We start from the raw sequence: 18,846 nt of genomic DNA on the forward strand, positions 1-18,846 counted from the left end.
CGAAGGAAAGAGGATCAGGAGCAGCACATGGACCTCACCGCCAATACGCACACCGTCGCCGCGAGCCCGCCGATCACCGTCAAACCCTGGGTGCCGGCGTCGATCCTGTTCGCCGCCAGCATGACCTTCGCGGTCGGCTCCACCTGGGATATCCAATGGCACGCCGATGTCGGGCCGGACACCTTCTTCACGCTCCCGCACCTGTTCATCTACGCCAGCGCCGCTATCGCCGGATTCGTCAGTCTCGCGGTCATTCTTGCCACCACGGCGGCGGGACGCGCGGGCCGGCGGGTGGACGGTGCGCTCGGCGGGCCCGGAATCGGCGTGTTCGGGCGCACTTTCACCGCGCCGCTCGGCTACATGGTCGCTTCGCTGGGCGCGGCCTCGTTCCTGCTGTACGGGCTGTGGGATCTGTGGTGGCACAGCCTGTACGGGTTCGACGCCGTCATCGATTCGCCGCCGCACATCGGATTGTTCCTGTCCAGCACGGTGATCTCGGTCGGTACCGTGATCGTGTTCGCCGCCGCCCGCGCGCACACCTGGGGCCGGATCGGCGCGGTGTTCTCGCTCGCGCATCTGCTGACCTCCAGTACTGTCACCGCGCTGGCGGTGCAGCGGCTCAGTGTGGGTTCGGTGCGCTGGACGGTCGCGGTCACCGCGTTCATGGCGGTACTGCTGCTCCTCGCGGGCGCGGCGTTCCGGCGGTTCGGGGCCACGCTCACCGCGGCGTTCGCCTCGGCGATCCAGGGCGTGTTCTGGTGGTTCGCGCCGTGGGCCGCGCACGTCTATGCCGATGCGGTGGGATTGCCGCTGCGCGAACACCTTCGCAATATCCCGACCACGCCGGCATTGATCCCGTTCTGCCTGGTGCCGGTGGGTCTGGTCATCGATCTGCTGATGCGCCGGGGCACGCCCGCGGCCCGGCTGCTGCCCACGCTGGCGGGTGCGGTCGGCGGCGCGCTCATCGCGGGGCTCTCGCCGGTGCAGAACATCCTCGTCTACGACGCCCGCTTCCCCGCCGCGACGATCATCATCGCCACCACCGTCGCCGGCGCCGTCCTGGGCGCGCTCGGCGGTTTCCTCGGCTGGCGTTTCGGCGCCATGCTCCGCCTGACCGCCCCGACCGCAGAGGCCCACGCATGATCCGCCGCCTGTTCCCCACCGCCGCGACACTGCTCGCCTTCGTCTATCTGCTGGCCGGGGCCACGGGGACGGCCGTCGCGTATCAACCGGTCGATATCGTGCACACCGAACAGGTGCAGGCGGGCCCGTATCACGTGACCGTCGGTTTCAGCGAATGGCCTTTGCGCGCAATGCAATCGCTTGATTTCACCTTCGTCCCCGAGGGCGGCATAGCCGACAAGACCGGCAAGCTCACCCAGATCCAGCCCGACGGCAAGGTGCGCCGCGCCGAACCGCTGTCCCGGCATCCGCGCAAACGCGAGGACTGGGGCCTGGACGTGCGCTCACTGGACAAGCAGGGCGACTGGATCTTCCGCTTCGCCATCGACGGCCCGCAGGGTCACGGCGAAGGCGAACTACGCGCCCTCCCGGTCCTGGAACAGCCCGGCCCGCCGCTGGGCCTCAGCTGGGGCGTGAGCAGCCTCCCGCTGCTGGCCTTGATCGCCTTCCTCACCTACGCCTGGCGTCGCACCAAACCCCAGGTCGCCGCACTCGCCTGAAACCGCTGCGGGGACACTGGATCCATGGACACCCCCGAACAGCTGATCGTGGTGGACACCGCCAATGTCGTCGGCTCCAAACCCGACGGCTGGTGGCGGGACCGAGCCGGCGCGGCCCGGCGACTGCTCACCGATCTGACCGACCTCCCCGATGCCGCCCACATCCTGGTCGTACTCGAAGGCGCCGCCAAGTCCGCGGCGGCCGCCAACGAGCCGCGGTTCGCTCCCCTGCGCCTCGTGCACGCCGACGGTTCCGGCGACGACGCCATAGTCGATGTCGTAGCGGCAGCCTCGCCACCGGTCACCGTCGTCACCGCCGACCGCGGCCTGCGCGCCCGCGTCGAAGCACTCGGCGCCACCACCGTCGGCCCGCGCTGGCTGTGGGATTCGATCGACCGGCAGCGGTCAACCGGGGAATAGGCTCGTCCAGCGCAATCGAACCCGTTCCTGGGAGGCGATCAGTGACAGGTCGAAAGTCCGGCGCCACCGTCGAGGTATCCGCGGACGCCGTGCGAGCGTTCCGATTGCACGCCCACCACCTCACCCGGCGTCAACCCCTCGACGCGCTGCTCGACGTGGCGGGCGCCTGCGGAATCCAGAACAGCCCACCCGGTTCCGCGCTCCTGGCGCTGCACGCCCGGGTAGAAGGCGTCACGCCGGGCCACTTCGACGCGTTGATCGGCGCGGACAAGACGCTCCTGCAAACGTGGTGCATGCGCGGTTCACCGTATCTATTTCCCACCGCCGACACCCCGATCTTCACGACCGGCGTACTCCCGCCCACCGAAAAAGCACGCGTGCACCTCATCACCGGCGTAGACCCGGCCCTGGCCGAACTCGGGCTGAGCCTGGACGAAGCCGTCGATCACACCGCCGCCGAGATCGACGCCGTACTGTCGGGCCGCCGACTCGCGATCAATGAACTCGGCCAGGAACTCGCCGACCGCATCGCCCCGAAACTGTCGCCCGCCCAACGCAAGACGTGGCAGGCGCCGGGTCCCTACGCCGCCGGCCAACCGCTCGGCGAAGGTGTCGTGCATTTCTGCCTGCGGATCCTCACCCTCCGCGGCCTGATCTGCTTCGCGGAACGCACCGGCAACAAGTCCCCGTTCGTCCTCGTCGAGGAATGGCTCGGGGCACCACCACCGCAACTCGATCCGGAAACCGCCCGCGCCGCACTGCTGCGCCGCTACCTCCATTGCTACGGCCCGTCCACCCGCAAGGATTTCGCCGCCTGGCTCGGCGTCTCCACCGGCGACGTCGATCCGTGGTGGAACAGCCTCGAAAACGAGCTCACCCCAATCGAATTCGCGGGCAACCGGACCTGGATCCACACCGATGATCTCGATGCCTTGACTTGTTCCCCGCCGTCACACGGACTCCGCCTCCTCCCACCCGGCGACCCCTACATCCAGTCCCGTGACCGCGAAACCCTCATCGACAAGAAGCACCATCGCGAAATCTGGAAAACGGTCGGAGCCCCGGGCACCATCTTGGCCGATGGCGAGCTGGCCGGAATCTGGCGGCCGCGCAAGACCAATAGCGCGCTGGCCCTGACGATCACCACATTCCGGCCGCTGAAACCCGCGCTGCGCAAGCAACTCCGGGCCGAAGCAGAGCAGTTGGCGGAATTGCGCGGGGCGAAAACGGTTCAGGTCGTTACGAGCTGACCACGCAGGCGCTGCCGAGGTTGATGCCGGTGCCCACCTGTACGACCGCCCATTGGGAACCGTTGTAGGTCCAGGCCTGGATGTAGTGGGTGCCGGTGGAGGTGGGGGTCCAGCTGGAGGTGCCGGTGCCGCCGGAGCCGAGGGAGAACTGCTGGGTGCCGAAAGTGGCGGTGGCGCTGTCGTAGAGCCACACGTACTCGTTCGGGCTGCCGTTCACCGTCACGGTGTACGAGCAGTTGGTGCCGTAGTTCCCGCCACCCAGATTGATGCTGCTGCCGGAGGACACGGCCACGCTGGTGACGTAGGCCGAAGCGCCGGGAGCGGTCCACAGCAGGGCCGCCGCCGCGGCGCAGAGCAGAGCGGTGAGGGCCGGCTTCCGATTCCGGATCAGGTTGATCATGTCGATCATCTCCCCAGAGAACTGATGAATTGCGTCAGGAACGGCGCATGAAAATCAGTGTCGGCGTTACGGGAAGACGACACGCGGGTATCGGACCACCCGCCGCGCAATCGATTCGGCCTTGCTCATCGCGTCGTGCTTTTCCAGCTGTCCGGAGTACTCGAAATCGGCCTTGGAGACCGGTGCTGGAAAATGGGCGGGTGAGTACCGTCAACGATCGTCCCGTGCCGCCGCCGGCCAGCGCTTCCGTCCTCGTGCTGACCTTGGCGCATCGTGTCGAAGCCGAACTCGGGGCGGCGCTGGCGGGGCTGAATCTGACGGTGGCGCGGCTGGCGCTGCTCGGGCATATCGCGAGTGTGCCGGGGATTTCGTTCAGTGAACTGGCGCGGATGGGCGGGATCAGTGTGCAGAGCGTGCATACGGGGGTGAAGGCGATGGTGGCCGACGGGCTGGTGCGGGATCGGACGGCGCGGGCGGGGTCGGCGTCGAATATCGAGCTGACGGCCAAGGGCGGGCGCTTGCTGCGGGCGGCCGAGGCGGTGGTCGCGGAGGTGGACGAGCGGCTGTTCGGGGCCGCGGGGGATGCGGTGCTGCGGCAGATCGGGGCGGCGGTGGTGGCCGCGTACACGGGGCGGAACGCGTCCTGATACAGCGGTTTTCGATGTCGCGGTGAACTTTCCCACAACCTTCAGCTGGATTGAAGCTTAGGGCTATGCTTCAGTCAGACTGAAGGTGGGAGGAAGAGCAATGCAGAGCGCACTGCTGTCGATTCATGTGCTGGCCGCGATCGTCTTCGTGGGCGGGTCCGCGGTGGCCGCGAGCCTGTTTCCCCGCTACGCGCCGGTGGCGGAGACCGCGGAGCAGGCCGGGGAAGTGCGAAATGTGGCGGTGGCCAAGGCATTTCACCGGATCACCGGCAGTTACGCGGTGCTGGCGCTGATCGTGCCGGTGGTGGGCATCGCGCTGGCGGCGGTGCAGGGCCGGATGGGCGAAATCTGGATCACCGTCGCCATGGCGCTCACCTTCATCGCGGGCGGGCTGCTGGCGGCCTTCATCCACCCGATCCAGAAGCAGGCCCTGGATCAGCCGGACGAAGGCCAGCGCCTGCGTCAGCTGTCGATGCTGGCGGGCATCTACAACCTGCTGTGGGCGGTGGTGGTCGTGCTCATGATCGTCCGCCCCGGCGCGCACTGAATCTTGTTCAGAGCGCCATCTTTCCATTGTCGACGGTGTAGACCGCGCCGTGCACGGCCGAGGCTTCCGGGGAGCACAGGAACGCGATCACATTCGCGACCTGCTGCGGATCCATCAGTCCGCGCGCGGTGGCGGTCTTCATGATCAGCGTGTAGTCGGGGTCCGCCGGGAACGTGAAGTTCTCGAGCAGCGGCGTCGTCATCCCGCCGGGGCATACGGCGTTCACCCGAATTCCCTTGCCGTCGAATTCGAGCGCCATGGCCCGGGTGAGCCCGATCAGCCCGTGTTTGGCCGCGCAGTATCCCGCCGAATACGCCTGCCCCTCGAGCCCGGCGATCGAGGCGACATTGACGATGCAGCCGCCCACCGCGAGCAGGAAGGGCAGGGCCGCCCGCGACAGGAAGAACGGCGCACTCAGATTCACCGCGAGATCGCGCTGCCATTCCGCGTCGGTGACTTCCCCGGTGTGCCGCATGGTGTGCGCACCCGCCGCATTGACCAGGATGTCGATCCCGCCGAACCGCTCGGCACACACCCGGACGATCTCGTCCCCGGCGCTCGGATCGGCGAGATCCGCTGCCAGCCAAGCGCTTTCCGTACCGACGAGGGCGGTGTCGAGCCGCTGCTCGTCCCGCCCCACCCCGAACACCCGGGCCCCGCCCGCGCTCAGCGTCCGCGCCACGGCGGCTCCCAGCCCCGACGAGGCTCCCGTCACCACGGCCACCCGGCCCTCGAAACGCCCGGCCTCAGCGCCAGTCATACCCGTCTCCATTCCTCCCCGGCCGGCCACGAAACCGCCGCCCGTGCAACCGGATCCAACATAGCCGGGGCGGTGAGAGCCCGGACTACGGCAGGTCCGAGAACCGCACATTGTGCGCGACGGCCGTCACCAGCAATCCGTCCGCGCTCGGTGCGATGGACGTCAATTGCGCACCGAGCGGCAGCTTCTGCAAGGGCACCGTGAAGGTGAGCGATTCCCGCAACCACGCCAGGGAAATCGTCGGCCCGCCCATGGTCGACTGCACCGACACCGGCACCACCTCGATCCCGCCGACGGTCGGATTCACCGTCACCACCACCGTCGCGGGCACCGGCACCGGAATCCCCTCCACCTCGAACTTCCCGGTGACCCGCAGTCCCTCCGGGCTGTCGGAGATCGACTCCACGCCCGAAGGCGCATAACCCTTGACCGTCTCGTAGGGCACCAGCGCGGTCGCCGTCGCATCGGCGGCCTCGATATTCGAAGTGCGGCTCTGCACCAGATCCCCCAGCGGAGCCGACACCCCCGTCAGCTTCACCCGCAGATCCCGTACCGACATCCCCTGATCACTCCACTCGTCCGCCCGCACCTCGATGTCCTCGTACTTCCCGTCGAAAGCCTGCGTCAGGAACGGAAACCCGCCGATCGTCACGCTCGGCTGCTGCGCGAGCCCGTACTCCTCCGCGATCTTCCGCCCGATCTCGTTCTGCGCCGCCACCACTCCCACCCGGTCCCCCACGACCAGTGCGATCCCGACCACGACCAGGAAAATCAGCAATCCGCGCATAACCCCATCATGCTGTGCGATCGCGCCGCCGGGCGTCCGCGACCCGGCCCGCCACCCGATTCGGTCAGGAGTTCGCCGCCCCGGGACGGAAGCCGCCGGTCGCGGTCCAGAGCCCGAAGGGGACGTGCGTGGTGGCCAGGCCGGCGGGATTCAGGAGACGGCCCATGCGTTTGAGCGTGCGCAGGGTCAACTGGCGTTCGGTGATGCGCAGGTGGGGAAAGGATCGGTGGAGGCGGGTTTCGGTGTGCAGGGATTCGGCGGGCGTGCGCAGCCAGGTGATGAGCAGCAGGTTGGATTCGTCGTCGGCGGTCGCCACACAGAGCCGGATTTCCGGCCAGCCGCGCAAGGCCGCGGTGACGGTGTCGAGATCATGGGCGGGCAGGCTGGCCCGATAGGTCATGATGACCGACCAGCCGGCGTGCGCCTCGGCGAAATCGCAGCGGAAGAGCAGGCGCTGCGAGCGGGTCATCTCGGTGATGCGGCGGCGCACCGTGGATTCGGTGAGCCCGGTGTCCGCCGCCAGGTCGGTATTGGTACGGCGGGCGTCGGGGCCGAGCGCGAGCAACAGCTCCAGATCGCCGGGGCGGCGGGTGGAGGCCGGTCGGGAGCGATCGGGCGCGTCGGTGAGCAGGGTGCGCTGGGCGGGGTCGAGCGCCTGGGGCCGCCAGTGGCTGCCTTCGAGGTAGGTGTGCAGGCCGATCGCGGGCCGCACGGCGAGCACGCCGGGCAGGGCGGCCAGCGCTCCGGTGACGAAACCGTCCAGGGCGCCGGGGTTTTCGAGGGCGACGGTGAGTTGCAGCGCGTAATGGCCGGTGATGCGTTCGACGCTGACGACCCACGGCCAGGCGCACACGCGGCCGGAGATCTCGGCGATGGCCTCGGTGCGGCAGTGCAGGCGAATGTAGGCGACCGTGGCGAATTCCGGCGCGTAGGCGGTGAGCCAGGCCAGCCCGCTCTCGGTCAGCCGGCGCCAGCGGCGGGCCGCGGTGGTGGCGTCCATGCCGAGGGAAACACCGATGCGGCCCCAGGGCGCGCGGGGATTGATCTGCAGAGCGTTCACCAGATCCAGATCACGCTCCCCGAACACCGGTATGGCGGATTCCGGCGGATCGATGTCGGGAATGCCGATATCCGGCGAATCCGCGGACTCATGCGGCATGGCGGTCATTGTGGCACGAGTTACGCACCCCGCCGCGAAAGGGTTCGCCAGCCGATGCCGCGCACCACCCGGATCACCGTCCTGCTGCTGTTCGCGGCATGGGTGGTGGATTACATCGATCGCATCGTCATCAATTTCGCGCTGCCCGCGATCGGCGACGATCTCGGGCTCGACCACACCCGGCAGGGCCTGCTGGTGTCGGTGTTCTTCCTCGCCTACGCGGGCATGCAGGTGCCGGGCGGGCTGCTCGCGGACCGGTTCGGGGCGCTCACCGTGGGCGGCATCGGACTGCTGGCCTGGTCGGTGTTCACCGGATTGACCGCGCTGGCTTGGTCTTTCAGCGTGCTGCTGGCCATGCGATTCCTGTTCGGGCTGGTGCAGGGGGTGTTCCCGGCGGCCGCGCTGAAAGCGCTGTCGGAGCGCACCGCGCCGGAGCAGCGCACCACGGCCTCGGGCTGGGTGAACTCCTCGAATGCGGTGGGCATCCTGTTCGCGTCGGTGATCGCGGCGGTGCTGCTGCCGGCCGCGGGCTGGCGCGTCATGTTCGCGGTCATCTCGCTGCTGGGCGTGGCCGTGGTGCTGGCGTGGCGGCGCTGGATGCCGGAACCGTTGCCGCACAACGAACTCGCGGCCCCGCTACTGGATCCCGCCGCCCGCCGCGCCGTGCTGCGCTCCCCCGCGCTGCTGGGTTTCGCGGCCATGTTCTTCGGCTACGACGTGCTGGTGTGGGGTGTGACCGCGTGGTCTCCCACCTACCTGCACGAGGTACGCGGTATAGAGATGAGTGTGATCGCGTGGGCGTCGCTGCCGTCGACCGCCGCCGGTGCGGTGGGCGTGGTGCTGGGTGCGCGGCTGTCGGATCGGCTGGGCGGACGGGCCCGGCTGATCGTCGCGCCCGCCATGACCGTCGTGGTCGCCCTGCTGTTCCTGTTGCCGCGCGTGCAATCGTTCCCGCTGTTCATCGTGACCGCCTCGGTCATGGGACTGGTGGCGTCGCTCTGCTACATGCCCGCGTTCGCGGTACCCCTGCGCGCCCTGCCCAGTAGTTTTCTGGGCGTGGCCACCGGCGTGATCATCTTCGGCGGACAGCTGGCGGGCGTGCTCAGCCCGCTGGCGTTCGGCGTGGTCACCGATCACGTCTCCTACACCACGGCTTTCGAGGTGATGGCCCTCGGACCGCTGGTGGCGATCGTGGCCGCGTTCCTGGTGCCGCAGTCCGCCGAGGCCTTCCGCGCCGCCGTCACCGCACGAACTCCCCTGCCCGCCGACGCCATTCCCGCCACCGCGAAGGAGATCACCTCATGAACCAGCCGACCCCGGACGCGCACTGGCAGCAGGTGTATCGCCACCTGCACGCGCACCCCGAGCTTTCCGGCCAGGAGCACGCCACCGCGCGATTGGTCGCCGACGAACTGCGCGCCATGCCGGGCTGGGACGTCACCCCGGGCGTCGGCGGCACCGGCGTGGTGGCCGTCCTGCACGGCGGCCCCGGCCCGGTGGTCTGGTTGCGCGCCGATATGGACGCGCTCCCCGTGCAGGAGCAGACGGACCTGGACTACGCCTCGGAAACCGCCGGCGTCATGCACGCCTGCGGCCACGACGTGCACGTGACCGCGCTGCTGGCCGCCTGCGCCGAATTGGCCGCCGGCCCCGCCCTGCCCGGCACCGTGGTCGCGGTCTTCCAGCCCGCCGAGGAGACCGGCGCGGGTGCGCAGGGCATGTTGAACGACGGCCTGCTGGAACGCTTCCCGGCCCCGGGCATCGTGCTGGGCCAGCATGTCGGCCCGATGCCCGCCGGTCTGGCCGTCACCCGCGGCGGCGTCCTGATGGCCGCCTCCGATTCGATCCGGGTGCTGCTCACCGGTTCCGGCGGTCACGGCTCCATGCCGCACGCCGCCGTCAATCCGCTGGTCATGGCCGCGTCGCTGGTGCTGCGCCTGCAAACCCTTGCCGCCCAGCAGTCCTCGCTGCCGAATTCGCCGATTCTCACCCCAGGCGCACTGCACGTGGGCACCCGGCCGAACATCATCGCCGAATCCGCGGAACTGCTGCTGACCCTGCGCACCTTCTCCGACTCCACCCGCCGCCGCATGCTCGATGCCGTCGAACGCGTCAGCGCCGCCGAAGCCGAGGCCGCGGGCGCCCCGCAGCCGCCGAAAGTCGAGTTCTACGATCCGTTCCCGGTCACCGTGAACACCCCCGACGCCACCGAACGCCTGATCGCGACCCTCACCGCGGGCGGCGTGCCGACCCTGCCGCTGCCCAATCCGCTCACCGGCAGCGAGGATTTCGGCCTGTTCGGCACGGCGGCGGGCTGCCCGTCGGTGTTCTGGCATATCGGCGGCATCGACCCGGCCCGCTTCACCGAGGCCGATCAGCAGCTCATGCTCACCGAGCATCTGCTGCCGGAACGCTTCCCGGCCAATCACTCCCCGCGTTTCGCCCCGGATCCGGAGCAGACGCTGCCGCCCGCCGTCCGCGCCCTGGTGACCGCGGCCCGCGCCCAATTCGAGTAGCTCACTACTCGCTCGCCGCTGCCGTGGCGGTGCCAGACTGGTCTCGAGCGATCACGCTCGAGCACTGCGACCGGTGGAGCGCTGCCATGGCTACCAACCGCATTCGAATCGCCTCCTTCAATGTGGAGAACCTCTTCGCCCGGGCCCGGGTGCTCGGCGCGCCGCCCGGTATCGCCGATCCGGTGCTCGACGCCTACGCCAGGGTCAACGAGATCTTCGAGCACGAGATCTATTCCCCCGCCGACAAGGCCGAGATCCTGCGCCTGCTGAAAGTCCTGGATCTGCTGCTCGACGACGGCGACGCGACCCGGGAGGACACCTTCGCCGTCATGCGCCGGATCCGCGGCAAACTGCTGAAGAAACCGCAGGGCGGCACCGCCGACGACGTGATCGTGGTGGCCGAGGGCCGCCAGGACTGGGTCGGCTGGGTCGAGCTGATCAAGGACCGCGTCGATTCGGCCGCCATGAGCAATACCGCCCGGGTGTTCACCGAGATCGGCGCCGATATCGTCGGCGTGGTAGAGGCCGAGGACCGGAATACGCTGCAGCGCTTCGGGTTCACGCTGATCCGCGACGAGAAGGGCGAGCCGCGCTATCCGCACGTCATGCTCATCGACGGCAATGACAAGCGCGGCATCGACGTCGGCGTGATCTCCACCGGCCGCTACCCATTGCGGGATATTCGCTCGCACGTGGACGACGGCCCCCTCGACAATCGCATCTTCAGCCGCGACTGCCCCGAGTACCGTTTCCAGTTCCCCGCCGGCAGCGGGCTGGCCGGGCAGCCGTTCGTGCTGCTGGTGAACCATCTCAAGAGCAAGTTCGGCGGGCACCAGTCCAGCAGCGACAAACGCCGCAAGAAGCAGGCCGCGCGGGTGGCCGAGATCTACCGGCGGCTGCGGGACGAGGGCGTCGAGCACGTGGTGGTGCTGGGCGATTTCAACGACACCCCCGACAGCGACGCACTGAAACCACTGCTGGACGCCACCGACCTCACCGATATCAGTGCGGCGCCGGGCTTCGACGACGGCGGCCGCCCGGGCACCCTCGGCAATGGCACCGCACGCCAGAAGATCGACTACATCCTGTTGTCGCCCAGCCTGTTCGCGCGAGCCAGCGGCGGGGCCATCTTCCGCAAGGGGGTGTGGGGCGGGGTGCACGGCACCCTGTTCCCGCACTTCGACACCATCTCCGGACCGGAGCAGGCGGCCTCGGACCACGCCGCCGTCTACGCCGACCTCGATATCGGCTGACCCGGCCGCCGGACACACCGGCGAGCGCGATCCGGGCCGCGGTGGGAAACGAATCTATCCGGTGTCGGTTCTGCGACGGATCGGTGGCGATCAGGCTTGTCGGCGTGTCGGATGCGCGTGCCGAAAGCATGCTGACCGTGGCCGTCGGGCAGGCGAAAGGGGACGTGCGGTGGGTTTGAGACGTCGGGAGCTGCTGATCGGCTTGGCGGGAGCGGGCGGGCTCACCCTCGCCGGATGCGGGCGCGACCGGGAACCCGCGCCGCCGCCCACACCGGCCGTGCTCCGTTTCGAACCGGCCCTCGACGGCCGCGATGTGGATGCGCGGCAGCCGGGCCGGGTCACGGTCACCGACGGCGCCCTGCGCAGTGTGGAGTGGATCGACGAAACCGGGCGGGCGCTGCCGGGTGCGCTGAGCGCCGATCAGCGGACCTGGACCTCCGCCGAACCGCTCGGCTACGGCCACACCTACACCGCGAAAGCCGTGGCGCACGGCGAAACCGGCGACATCACCGCGACCGCGAACTGCGCGACCGTCGTGCCGGATCGGCTCGTCGATGTCTCGCTGCGCTCGGCGACCATGGTCGAACTCGCCGAAAACGACACGTATGGTGTGGGTTTGGTGCTGGTGGCGCATTTCGCCGAGCCTGTGGACCGGGTGGCGGCGGAAACCCATCTGAAGGTGATCACCGAACCGGCGGTGCCGGGCTCCTGGTTCTGGCTCGACGATCAGAACGCGCACTGGCGGCCGGAACGGTACTACGCGGCGGGCTCCCGGGTCACGGTGGCGGCCGAACTGTTCGGCGTCGCGCTCGGCGGCGGCGCGTACGGGCTGCGGGATCAGCGGGTATCGGTGCTGATCGGGCCCGCGCGGGTGGCCATCGCCGACGACAACACCAAGATGATCGACGTTTTCGAGAACGGGAACCTGGTGCGCACCATGCCCACTTCGATGGGCATGGGCGGTTCGGCTGTGGTGGGCGGGCGGCTGCTCTCGTTCTGGACCCGGCCGGGCACCTATACGGTGCTGGACCGGCAGAACCCGGTCATCATGGATTCCTCCAGCTATGGGCTGCCGGTGAATTCGCGGCTCGGCTACAAGACCAGCATCGATCACGCGGTGCGCATCAGCCATGACGGCATCTTCGTGCACGCGCTGGCGGAAAGCATGTGGGCGCAAGGCAATACGAACGTCTCGCACGGCTGCCTGAACCTGTCCCCCGCCGATGCCGCCTGGTTCTACGACTTCATCGGCACCGGTGACGTGGTGGAGGTGCGCAATACCGGCGGCGAACCCCTCGACATCTGGCAGAACGGCGACTGGAGCATGCCGTGGCCGGATTGGCTGCGCGGCAGCGCCCGCGCCTGACCCGGCGCGCGGACATCGGCGGACAACCTCGCCGATCGGCGGGCGAGATCATCGCCGAGGGACGACGATCTAGGCGTGGCAGGTGAATTCGTGGCGGTGCCCGGCTGGCCCGCGTGGGAGAACCAGGACTGCGGGATAGCCGTCGGCGATATCGACGGCGACGGCGCACCGGATGTGCTGGTGCTCATGGTCGACGACCCGGCCGGGCAGAACGCGGGACTGTACCGGGTGGGCAATGGATTCGCGGCCGATGGGTCGGTCCGGGACTGGGGGCCGTGGCTCACCGTGCCGGACTGGTTCGGCTGGGAGAACCAGGGCGGCGGGGTCGCGCTCGCGGACCTGAGCGGCAACGGGCGGCTCGATCTGGTGGTGTTCGTGGTGGACAACCCGCCCGGCCAGAACCAGGGGTACTACCGGATCGGCCGGGACCTGGCCGCGGACGGCGCCGTGACCGGCGGCTGGACGCCGTGGCTCGCGGTGCCCGACTGGTTCGGCTGGGAGAACCAGGGCGCGGACATCTGCCTGACCCGGATCGACGGGCAGGACGTGCTGGTGGTGCTGACCGTCGACAATCCGCCCGGCCCGAATACCGGGCAATTCCGGCTGGCCAAGGACATCCGGGCGGACGGGACCGTCGGCGCGTGGACGCCGTGGGTGGCGGTACCGGACTGGTACGGGTGGGAGAACCAGGGCGCGGGCATCACGGCCGCCGACCTCGACGGTGACGGCCGGCCCGAACTGGTGGTGTTCGGGGTCGACAATCCCGGCGGCGCCAACTCCGGGGTGTACACCATCGGCTGGGGACTGGACGGGTCCGGGCACGCACTCGACGGCTGGAGCGCCTGGACGGTGCTGCCGTGGGGGTTCACCGAAAACCAGGGCGCGGCAACGGCTCTGCTCGACACCGGCGGGGCGCGGCCGGAGCTGGCGGTGTGCACCATCGACGCCCCCGAGGGACGCAATGCCGGGTATCTGCGGGTCCTCGAACTGGAAACCGATCTCATGCACGCCGCGCATCTGGGGGTGTGGCGGATCCTCGACTTCGACACCGAGATCAATCCGGTGCACGCCGCCCTGCTGCACACCGGTGACGTGCTGTTCTTCGCGGGCTCCGGGAACGATCCGGACCGGCACGACGCGCACGAATTCCGTACGCGGGTCTGGCATTACCCGCGCCCGGGCCTGGACGCGCCGAGCACGCCCATCGACCTGTTCTGCGTCGGCCAGGCCTTCCTGCCCGACGGCCGGCTGCTCGCGGCGGGCGGCACCGAACGCTACGACCCCTTCTACGGCCTGCGCGACGCCCTCATCTTCGATCCGGCCGACCTGACCTGGAATCGGGTGCCGGACATGGCATTCGGGCGCTGGTATCCGTCGCTGGCGGCGCTGCCGGACGGCAAGGTGGTGGCGGTGTCCGGGCTGGGCGCCGACAATTTCCTGTCGGTGGTGCCGGAGCTGTTCGATCCGGAGACCCGGACCTGGTCCACGCTGCCCGTGCCCGGCCCCATACCCATGTACGGCCATTTGGTGCTGCTCGCCGACGGACGGCTGTTCTACACCGGCGGCCAATACGGCGGCAATAACGGTATGCGGCCGTCCATCTGGGATCCGGTCACCGGGGCCACCACCGAGGTCGGCGGCCTCACCGATCCGGGGTCCCGCAATCAAGCCGCCAGTCTGCTGCTGCCGCCCGCGCAGGATCAGCGGGTCATGTTGCTCGGCGGCGGCGGCTTCGACATGCACAGTCCCGCACCGGCTCTCGCCGACGCCCGGATCGTCGTTACCACCGCCGCGAATCCGGAATACGTGGCCGCGCCGCCGATGGACCATGCCCGCATGCACCTGAGCGCCGTACTGCTGCCCGATCGCACCGTATTGGCCACCGGCGGTTCGGGCATGGAGGAAATGGCGCACGCCGCACCGGCGCACGCCGAGATCTTCGACCCCGCCACCGGGATGTGGATGCACACCGCACCGTGCCGCGTGCCCCGGCTCTACCATTCCATCGCGCTGCTCACCCCCGACGGCAAGGTGATCACGGCGGGTTCCAATCCGGCGCGCAAGACCGAAGAGCTCCGGATCGAAATCTATTGGCCCGCCTACCTTTTCCGAGGACCGCGGCCCGGCCTCGCGCTCGGGGCGAGCACCGTCGGCTACGGCGGCACCCTCACCGCCGTCACCGACACCCCGATCCGCGAGGCCTCGCTGTTCCATCCCGGCGCGTGCACCCACTCCTGCGACAACGAGCAGCGGCTCATCGATCTCGAATTCACCACTCCCGCAGCGAATTCGCTCACCTTCACCATGCCGGGCAATCCGGCGCTGGCCCCGCCCGGCTGGTATCTGCTGTTCGTGGTGGACGGCAACGGCGTGCCGTCCACCGGACAGTGGGTGCGCTTGAACTGACCCGCTACTGCTCCGGGCAGTTGTGATAGGCGGTGATCAGCCACCGCCCGTCACGCCGGACCAGGGTCCAGGTCGCCAGCACCCAACGATCGGCGGGCGGTTCGCCCTCGCCCGCCATCACCACGGCGCTGCGGCTCACCACGACGGCGGTATCGGGGGCCGGGAAACGCACCGACTGCGGTTCGTCGATCGTCGTCGAACCACGCAGCGGGCCCGCGAAACCCGCGGCCATATGCGTGCGGGTGGCCGCGCTGCCCTCATTGCGCACGCCGCGCAGAATCGACGTCGCCTCCGGGTCGTAGTCGGCGACGAACGCCTCCGCGTCATTGGCGGCCCACGCGCGGTAGAGGTTGTTCAGGACGTCCAGAACGGCCTCACGGTCGGTGTGCACTGCGGTGTCGGACATGGTTCTCTCCTCGGGTTCGCGGCCGCGTCGAGCGGCTCACGAGTACATACCGGCGGACCGTCGCCGATTCATCGCCGCCCGCCCGGTGATTTCGTGTGCAGGCCGCGCAGATAGGCGTTGTAGGCGTCCAGCTCGGCGTCGGCGTGGACCGGGAAGCGTTCGCGGACCGCGTTTTCGCGCTGTTCGTCGCGATACCAGCGCATGGCGAAGACCGTCACCACCACCAGGGCGACGGGCTCGCCGTAGGACCACGCGAGCGCACCGGCCAGGTGCTGGTCGGAAATCGGATCGACGCCCCAGGCGGCGGGCGGATCGGTGAACAGGCCGACCATGGGCAGGGTCGACATCATCAGCACCAGGCCGATGAACACGTGCAGCGGCATCTCCACGAAAATGTCGAAGAAGCGGCCCAGATTGGTCTGGCGCACCGGCAACGGACCGGTCGACAGCACCGGGACGATGAAGAGCAAACCGCTCAGCAGGAAGAAGACCTCCAGGGCGAGATGGCCTGCCAGCCAGGAGCCCACGGTGTCCAGGACCGGGGTCAGGTAGACGCCGTAATAGCTGAACAGGAACAGCGGCACCGTCACCGCGGGATGCAGCAGGACGCGAGCGGGCCGGCGGCGCAGGCCCGACAGCGCGGCCCCCAACACGATTCGTCCCGCGCCGTGATGGGCGGTGGCGCGCAATAACAACACGCCCGGGGAACCGAGCACCCACAGCGGCGGAATCAGAATCGACAGGGTCAGGTGCTGAAACATGAAGGCGCTGAACAATTCGAATCCATAGCCTTCGATGGCCAGGCCGGTGACCGCCACCAATACCGCGCAACCGGTCAGGAAGCACGCCGTGCGCCACCACGGCCAGGCCCGGCCATCGGCCAGCACCCGGCGTACGCCCCAGATGTACAAGCCCGCCAAGACGATTCCCACCAGCGGCAACAGCGGCAGCGGCTGCGGATTCCAGCCGAACATGGCGGCCGGCGACGGCGGCGCCGAGGGCAGGTGCACCGATCCAGCGACGATCTCCATCAAGCCTCCGCACTCCCGAACCCCGGCATCTACTAATCCGAATAGTAGATGAGGTCGCGCCGCACCCCGGAATCACCCCCGGACGTGCTGATTTATTGCATAAGCCCCCTCTACAGATTTCTTGCCTTTGCGCCGTAAAGTGATAGTTTCTCTCTATGACCGTTTTGGTCTGAGAGTCATCGGCGCATCGAGGGAGATGCCGTGCACAGGGCCGTGAAAGTTACCGCCGCTGGGGTTTGCGGGACAGTATTCGGGATGGTTGCGTGTCTGTTCGGGGCGGCGGGTGCCGCACACTCTGACGCACCGGGCGGACCGGTGGTCGTGGATGGCACCGCGTATTTCGCCATGGGCGACTGGAACTGTTCGATCGGGGCGGACGGCGCGGTCGGATGCGATCTCGCGAGACCCGCTTCGGTGATGCAGGTGCTGTATGTGGGAATGCAGGTGCCGGTGCCGAATGTGTCTGCGATAGTGATCGATTCGAGCGCGCTGCCGGCGCATCCGCAGTGGAACTCCAATGGGAGTCATACGCTGCCGGGCGGAAACCCGGCGCTGGAACGGATTTCGGCCGTCAACCATTACGATCCGCAGTACTGGGTGACCCATGCCGGGGCCACCTGCCAGATCACCTTCAAAGGTGCGGCCGTATGTAGTTCGATGGGGCATGGATTCAGCCAATGGGGACCAGAACCGTTCGGTTACTGATCCCCATGACTCGTGTACTACCGGTACCAGACGCCGGAATCCCAATCGCCGTAATCCCAGACGTTGAAATCGTAGCGGGTGTGCGCGCCGCCGAAGAGGTAGCCCCACCAGCCTGCGGAAGTGTCACACACCTGGTCGTCGCTGTTGCAGACGGTCAGCGTCGGGAAGCCGCCGAACCAATCGTCAACTCCGGAAAGCGGATAGCCGACGATCTGATTGCCGGGCGTCGAGGACAAACCGGCCCAGCCCGGGCCCGCGGCCCGCTTGGGATCCGCCAGCAGAATGGCATTGGCATCGCCGGCGTCCTGGTGATTGGTCACCCAGGCGTGCAGGATGCCCGCACCCTCGCTGTGACCGATCAGCTTGATGTGGTCACCCGGGCACTGGTCGCGATGCTGCCAGAACAGCCGGTCGATTTCGTAATACCCCGACATCGGGTTGGCGGAGGTATATCCGACGGGCTGATTGACGAACGGGGCGAACACCGACGAGGTGTTGTCCCCGAAACCGCCGATTCCGATGGCCCACACACCGGTACAGTCATCGGCCTGAGCCTGCGGACCGGTCGCGGAAGTGATGGAAAGGAGAAGGGCCAACAATAATGCGGCGAAGAGCGCCGTTGCTCTACGCATGGTCGTAACTTTCTTTATTTATTTGCCTCCGGGTCCGGCCCGGCTTGCGCCCTATGTACCCAGAAGTTGCTGGCGTTCTTGACTTCTGTCGAAACAGTTACACAGGGCCCGAATCCGTTTGCCGTAACGCAATGTCGGAGAGGCGAATCGGCTTGCCCGTCAGCGTGATCTCGGCGAACCGGCGCCGATCAGCCGATGGGAAGTCCCGCCAGGGCCGCCAGCACGCCCAGCCCGCCGGCGCCCAGCAGCGCGCTCACCACGCCGCGCCGCGCCGCCAGCAGCCAAATCGCCGCCGCCGCAAGCACCGCGAACTGCCAGCCGTGCCGCAGGACCAAGGCGAGCGGGATCGCGGAGCCGATGATCGCGCCGATGACCGCGGGGCCCGCACCGGACAGGAAGGCCTGCACGGCGACATTCGCGCGCAGCCGGTCGAAATGGCGGCCGCCGAAGATGACGAACAGGAACGAGGGCGCGAAAGCGACTGCGGCGGCGAACAATCCGCCGGACAGGCCCGCGGCCGCGTAGCCGACCACGGCGACGGTCTGCACCACCGGTCCGGGTGTGATCTGGCCCAGCGCAACGGCATTGAGGAATTGGGCCGGGCTCATCCAGTGATAGTGGTCGACCGCGTCTGACTGCATGAGCGGGATGATCACGAACCCGCCGCCGTAGGACAGCGCGCCCACCTTCAAGGCCACCCAGCCGACCGCCGCCAGCCCGCCCAGCGCGGGTGCACCGACCGCGAGCGGTATCGCACCGGCCGCCGAGCCCGGGCGGCGGGGCAGTGCGCCGCGCACCACGATCTCCGCCAATCCCGCTGCGATGAGCACCAATACCAGCCACGGCCCGATCAGCGCGGCCGCCGCACCGCCCGCGATC

General features: G+C 68.6%; 20 protein-coding genes. 12 read left to right on the forward strand and 8 right to left on the reverse strand.

Annotated elements, in window-relative coordinates; genetic code table 11:
- Nucleotides 1–27 precede the first annotated feature (27 nt).
- The 4 genes from NY1_RS40675 to NY1_RS40690 are packed head-to-tail and all read left to right on the forward strand — an operon-like array spanning nucleotide 28 to nucleotide 3,352.
- Nucleotides 28–1,143: a hypothetical protein gene (locus NY1_RS40675; RefSeq protein ID WP_067723262.1), complete on the forward strand. Its 1,116-nt coding sequence runs from the start codon at nucleotides 28–30 to the stop codon at nucleotides 1,141–1,143.
- The gene (locus NY1_RS40680) at nucleotides 1,140–1,682 is read left to right on the forward strand and encodes a hypothetical protein (protein ID WP_067723264.1); all 543 of its coding nucleotides are present in this window, start codon (nucleotides 1,140–1,142) and stop codon (nucleotides 1,680–1,682) included. The genes NY1_RS40675 and NY1_RS40680 overlap by 4 nt, the downstream gene beginning before the upstream one ends.
- 24 nt (nucleotides 1,683–1,706) lie before the next feature.
- Nucleotides 1,707–2,102 (forward strand): hypothetical protein, encoded by a 396-nt coding sequence (locus NY1_RS40685; protein WP_067723266.1) that lies wholly within the window; start codon nucleotides 1,707–1,709, stop codon nucleotides 2,100–2,102.
- Nucleotides 2,103–2,143: 41 nt separating this feature from the next.
- Nucleotides 2,144–3,352, forward strand: a complete 1,209-nt coding sequence (locus NY1_RS40690) for a winged helix DNA-binding domain-containing protein (protein ID WP_067723268.1) — start codon at nucleotides 2,144–2,146, stop codon at nucleotides 3,350–3,352.
- Here the strand turns inward: NY1_RS40690 and NY1_RS40695 are convergent.
- On the reverse strand, nucleotides 3,342–3,761 hold the full coding sequence (locus tag NY1_RS40695; RefSeq protein ID WP_067723269.1) for a hypothetical protein: 420 nt from the start codon (nucleotides 3,759–3,761) through the stop codon (nucleotides 3,342–3,344). The two genes, NY1_RS40690 and NY1_RS40695, sit on opposite strands and share 11 nt — an antisense overlap.
- A gap of 191 nt (nucleotides 3,762–3,952) precedes the next feature.
- On the opposite strand from NY1_RS40695, the gene NY1_RS40700 reads away from it, so the two are divergent.
- Nucleotides 3,953–4,399, forward strand: coding sequence for a MarR family winged helix-turn-helix transcriptional regulator (locus NY1_RS40700; RefSeq protein WP_067723294.1), 447 nt, complete (start codon nucleotides 3,953–3,955; stop codon nucleotides 4,397–4,399).
- Between the two features lie 100 nt (nucleotides 4,400–4,499).
- Nucleotides 4,500–4,946 (forward strand): hypothetical protein, encoded by a 447-nt coding sequence (locus NY1_RS40705; RefSeq protein ID WP_067723271.1) that lies wholly within the window; start codon nucleotides 4,500–4,502, stop codon nucleotides 4,944–4,946.
- Between the two features lie 7 nt (nucleotides 4,947–4,953).
- Here NY1_RS40705 and NY1_RS40710 read toward each other — a convergent pair whose 3' ends face one another.
- The 3 genes from NY1_RS40710 to NY1_RS40720 all read right to left on the reverse strand — a co-directional run bounded on the left by NY1_RS40710 (nucleotide 4,954) and on the right by NY1_RS40720 (nucleotide 7,652).
- A complete protein-coding gene (locus NY1_RS40710; RefSeq protein WP_067723274.1) occupies nucleotides 4,954–5,706 on the reverse strand; it encodes an SDR family NAD(P)-dependent oxidoreductase in 753 nt (250 codons plus the stop codon).
- Nucleotides 5,707–5,791: 85 nt separating this feature from the next.
- A complete protein-coding gene (locus tag NY1_RS40715) occupies nucleotides 5,792–6,493 on the reverse strand; it encodes an LmeA family phospholipid-binding protein (RefSeq protein ID WP_067723276.1) in 702 nt (233 codons plus the stop codon).
- Nucleotides 6,494–6,557: 64 nt separating this feature from the next.
- Complete coding sequence (locus NY1_RS40720) at nucleotides 6,558–7,652, reverse strand: Lrp/AsnC family transcriptional regulator (RefSeq protein ID WP_067723296.1); 1,095 nt, start codon at nucleotides 7,650–7,652, stop codon at nucleotides 6,558–6,560.
- Between the two features lie 54 nt (nucleotides 7,653–7,706).
- Between NY1_RS40720 and NY1_RS40725 the strand changes: the two genes are divergently transcribed.
- The 5 genes from NY1_RS40725 to NY1_RS40745 all read left to right on the forward strand — a co-directional run bounded on the left by NY1_RS40725 (nucleotide 7,707) and on the right by NY1_RS40745 (nucleotide 15,193).
- Nucleotides 7,707–8,957: an MFS transporter gene (locus NY1_RS40725; protein WP_067723278.1), complete on the forward strand. Its 1,251-nt coding sequence runs from the start codon at nucleotides 7,707–7,709 to the stop codon at nucleotides 8,955–8,957.
- Nucleotides 8,954–10,168 carry an amidohydrolase gene (locus tag NY1_RS40730; RefSeq protein WP_067723280.1) on the forward strand — a complete coding sequence of 405 codons (1,215 nt, stop codon included), beginning with the start codon at nucleotides 8,954–8,956 and terminating at the stop codon, nucleotides 10,166–10,168. The genes NY1_RS40725 and NY1_RS40730 overlap by 4 nt, the downstream gene beginning before the upstream one ends.
- 86 nt (nucleotides 10,169–10,254) lie before the next feature.
- The gene (locus tag NY1_RS40735; RefSeq protein ID WP_218028574.1) at nucleotides 10,255–11,421 is read left to right on the forward strand and encodes an endonuclease/exonuclease/phosphatase family protein; all 1,167 of its coding nucleotides are present in this window, start codon (nucleotides 10,255–10,257) and stop codon (nucleotides 11,419–11,421) included.
- 169 nt (nucleotides 11,422–11,590) lie between these two features.
- Complete coding sequence (locus NY1_RS40740) at nucleotides 11,591–12,787, forward strand: L,D-transpeptidase (protein WP_067723282.1); 1,197 nt, start codon at nucleotides 11,591–11,593, stop codon at nucleotides 12,785–12,787.
- 75 nt (nucleotides 12,788–12,862) lie between these two features.
- Nucleotides 12,863–15,193, forward strand: coding sequence for a galactose oxidase-like domain-containing protein (locus tag NY1_RS40745; RefSeq protein WP_067723284.1), 2,331 nt, complete (start codon nucleotides 12,863–12,865; stop codon nucleotides 15,191–15,193).
- Between the two features lie 4 nt (nucleotides 15,194–15,197).
- Here the strand turns inward: NY1_RS40745 and NY1_RS40750 are convergent, their stop codons facing one another.
- Both NY1_RS40750 and NY1_RS40755 read right to left on the reverse strand, forming a co-directional pair.
- The gene (locus NY1_RS40750; RefSeq protein ID WP_067723286.1) at nucleotides 15,198–15,599 is read right to left on the reverse strand and encodes an SgcJ/EcaC family oxidoreductase; all 402 of its coding nucleotides are present in this window, start codon (nucleotides 15,597–15,599) and stop codon (nucleotides 15,198–15,200) included.
- A gap of 68 nt (nucleotides 15,600–15,667) precedes the next feature.
- Nucleotides 15,668–16,630, reverse strand: coding sequence for a cytochrome c oxidase assembly protein (locus tag NY1_RS40755; protein WP_067723288.1), 963 nt, complete (start codon nucleotides 16,628–16,630; stop codon nucleotides 15,668–15,670).
- Between the two features lie 321 nt (nucleotides 16,631–16,951).
- Between NY1_RS40755 and NY1_RS40760 the strand changes: the two genes are divergently transcribed.
- The gene (locus tag NY1_RS40760) at nucleotides 16,952–17,335 is read left to right on the forward strand and encodes a hypothetical protein (RefSeq protein ID WP_157762826.1); all 384 of its coding nucleotides are present in this window, start codon (nucleotides 16,952–16,954) and stop codon (nucleotides 17,333–17,335) included.
- A 17-nt stretch (nucleotides 17,336–17,352) separates the two neighbouring features.
- Here NY1_RS40760 and NY1_RS40765 read toward each other — a convergent pair whose 3' ends face one another.
- Both NY1_RS40765 and NY1_RS40770 read right to left on the reverse strand, forming a co-directional pair.
- Nucleotides 17,353–17,967 (reverse strand): alpha/beta hydrolase family protein, encoded by a 615-nt coding sequence (locus NY1_RS40765; RefSeq protein WP_067723292.1) that lies wholly within the window; start codon nucleotides 17,965–17,967, stop codon nucleotides 17,353–17,355.
- A gap of 188 nt (nucleotides 17,968–18,155) precedes the next feature.
- The coding region (locus NY1_RS40770; RefSeq protein ID WP_169815485.1) for a chromate transporter at nucleotides 18,156–18,846 on the reverse strand (691 nt) is incomplete at its 5' end.

Source organism: Nocardia yamanashiensis NBRC 100130, assembly GCF_001613325.1.
GTDB lineage: Bacteria > Actinomycetota > Actinomycetes > Mycobacteriales > Mycobacteriaceae > Nocardia > Nocardia yamanashiensis.

Coding starts and splice junctions, on each gene's coding strand:
- NY1_RS40675 (WP_067723262.1), top strand. CDS start 28: ATGGACCTCACCGCCAATACGCACACCGTCGCCGCGAGCCCGCCGATC.
- NY1_RS40680 (WP_067723264.1), top strand. CDS start 1,140: ATGATCCGCCGCCTGTTCCCCACCGCCGCGACACTGCTCGCCTTCGTC.
- NY1_RS40685 (WP_067723266.1), top strand. CDS start 1,707: ATGGACACCCCCGAACAGCTGATCGTGGTGGACACCGCCAATGTCGTC.
- NY1_RS40695 (WP_067723269.1), bottom strand. CDS start 3,761: ATGATCGACATGATCAACCTGATCCGGAATCGGAAGCCGGCCCTCACC.
- NY1_RS40705 (WP_067723271.1), top strand. CDS start 4,500: ATGCAGAGCGCACTGCTGTCGATTCATGTGCTGGCCGCGATCGTCTTC.
- NY1_RS40710 (WP_067723274.1), bottom strand. CDS start 5,706: ATGACTGGCGCTGAGGCCGGGCGTTTCGAGGGCCGGGTGGCCGTGGTG.
- NY1_RS40715 (WP_067723276.1), bottom strand. CDS start 6,493: ATGCGCGGATTGCTGATTTTCCTGGTCGTGGTCGGGATCGCACTGGTC.
- NY1_RS40720 (WP_067723296.1), bottom strand. CDS start 7,652: ATGCCGCATGAGTCCGCGGATTCGCCGGATATCGGCATTCCCGACATC.
- NY1_RS40725 (WP_067723278.1), top strand. CDS start 7,707: ATGCCGCGCACCACCCGGATCACCGTCCTGCTGCTGTTCGCGGCATGG.
- NY1_RS40730 (WP_067723280.1), top strand. CDS start 8,954: ATGAACCAGCCGACCCCGGACGCGCACTGGCAGCAGGTGTATCGCCAC.
- NY1_RS40735 (WP_218028574.1), top strand. CDS start 10,255: ATGGCTACCAACCGCATTCGAATCGCCTCCTTCAATGTGGAGAACCTC.
- NY1_RS40750 (WP_067723286.1), bottom strand. CDS start 15,599: ATGTCCGACACCGCAGTGCACACCGACCGTGAGGCCGTTCTGGACGTC.
- NY1_RS40755 (WP_067723288.1), bottom strand. CDS start 16,630: ATGGAGATCGTCGCTGGATCGGTGCACCTGCCCTCGGCGCCGCCGTCG.
- NY1_RS40765 (WP_067723292.1), bottom strand. CDS start 17,967: ATGCGTAGAGCAACGGCGCTCTTCGCCGCATTATTGTTGGCCCTTCTC.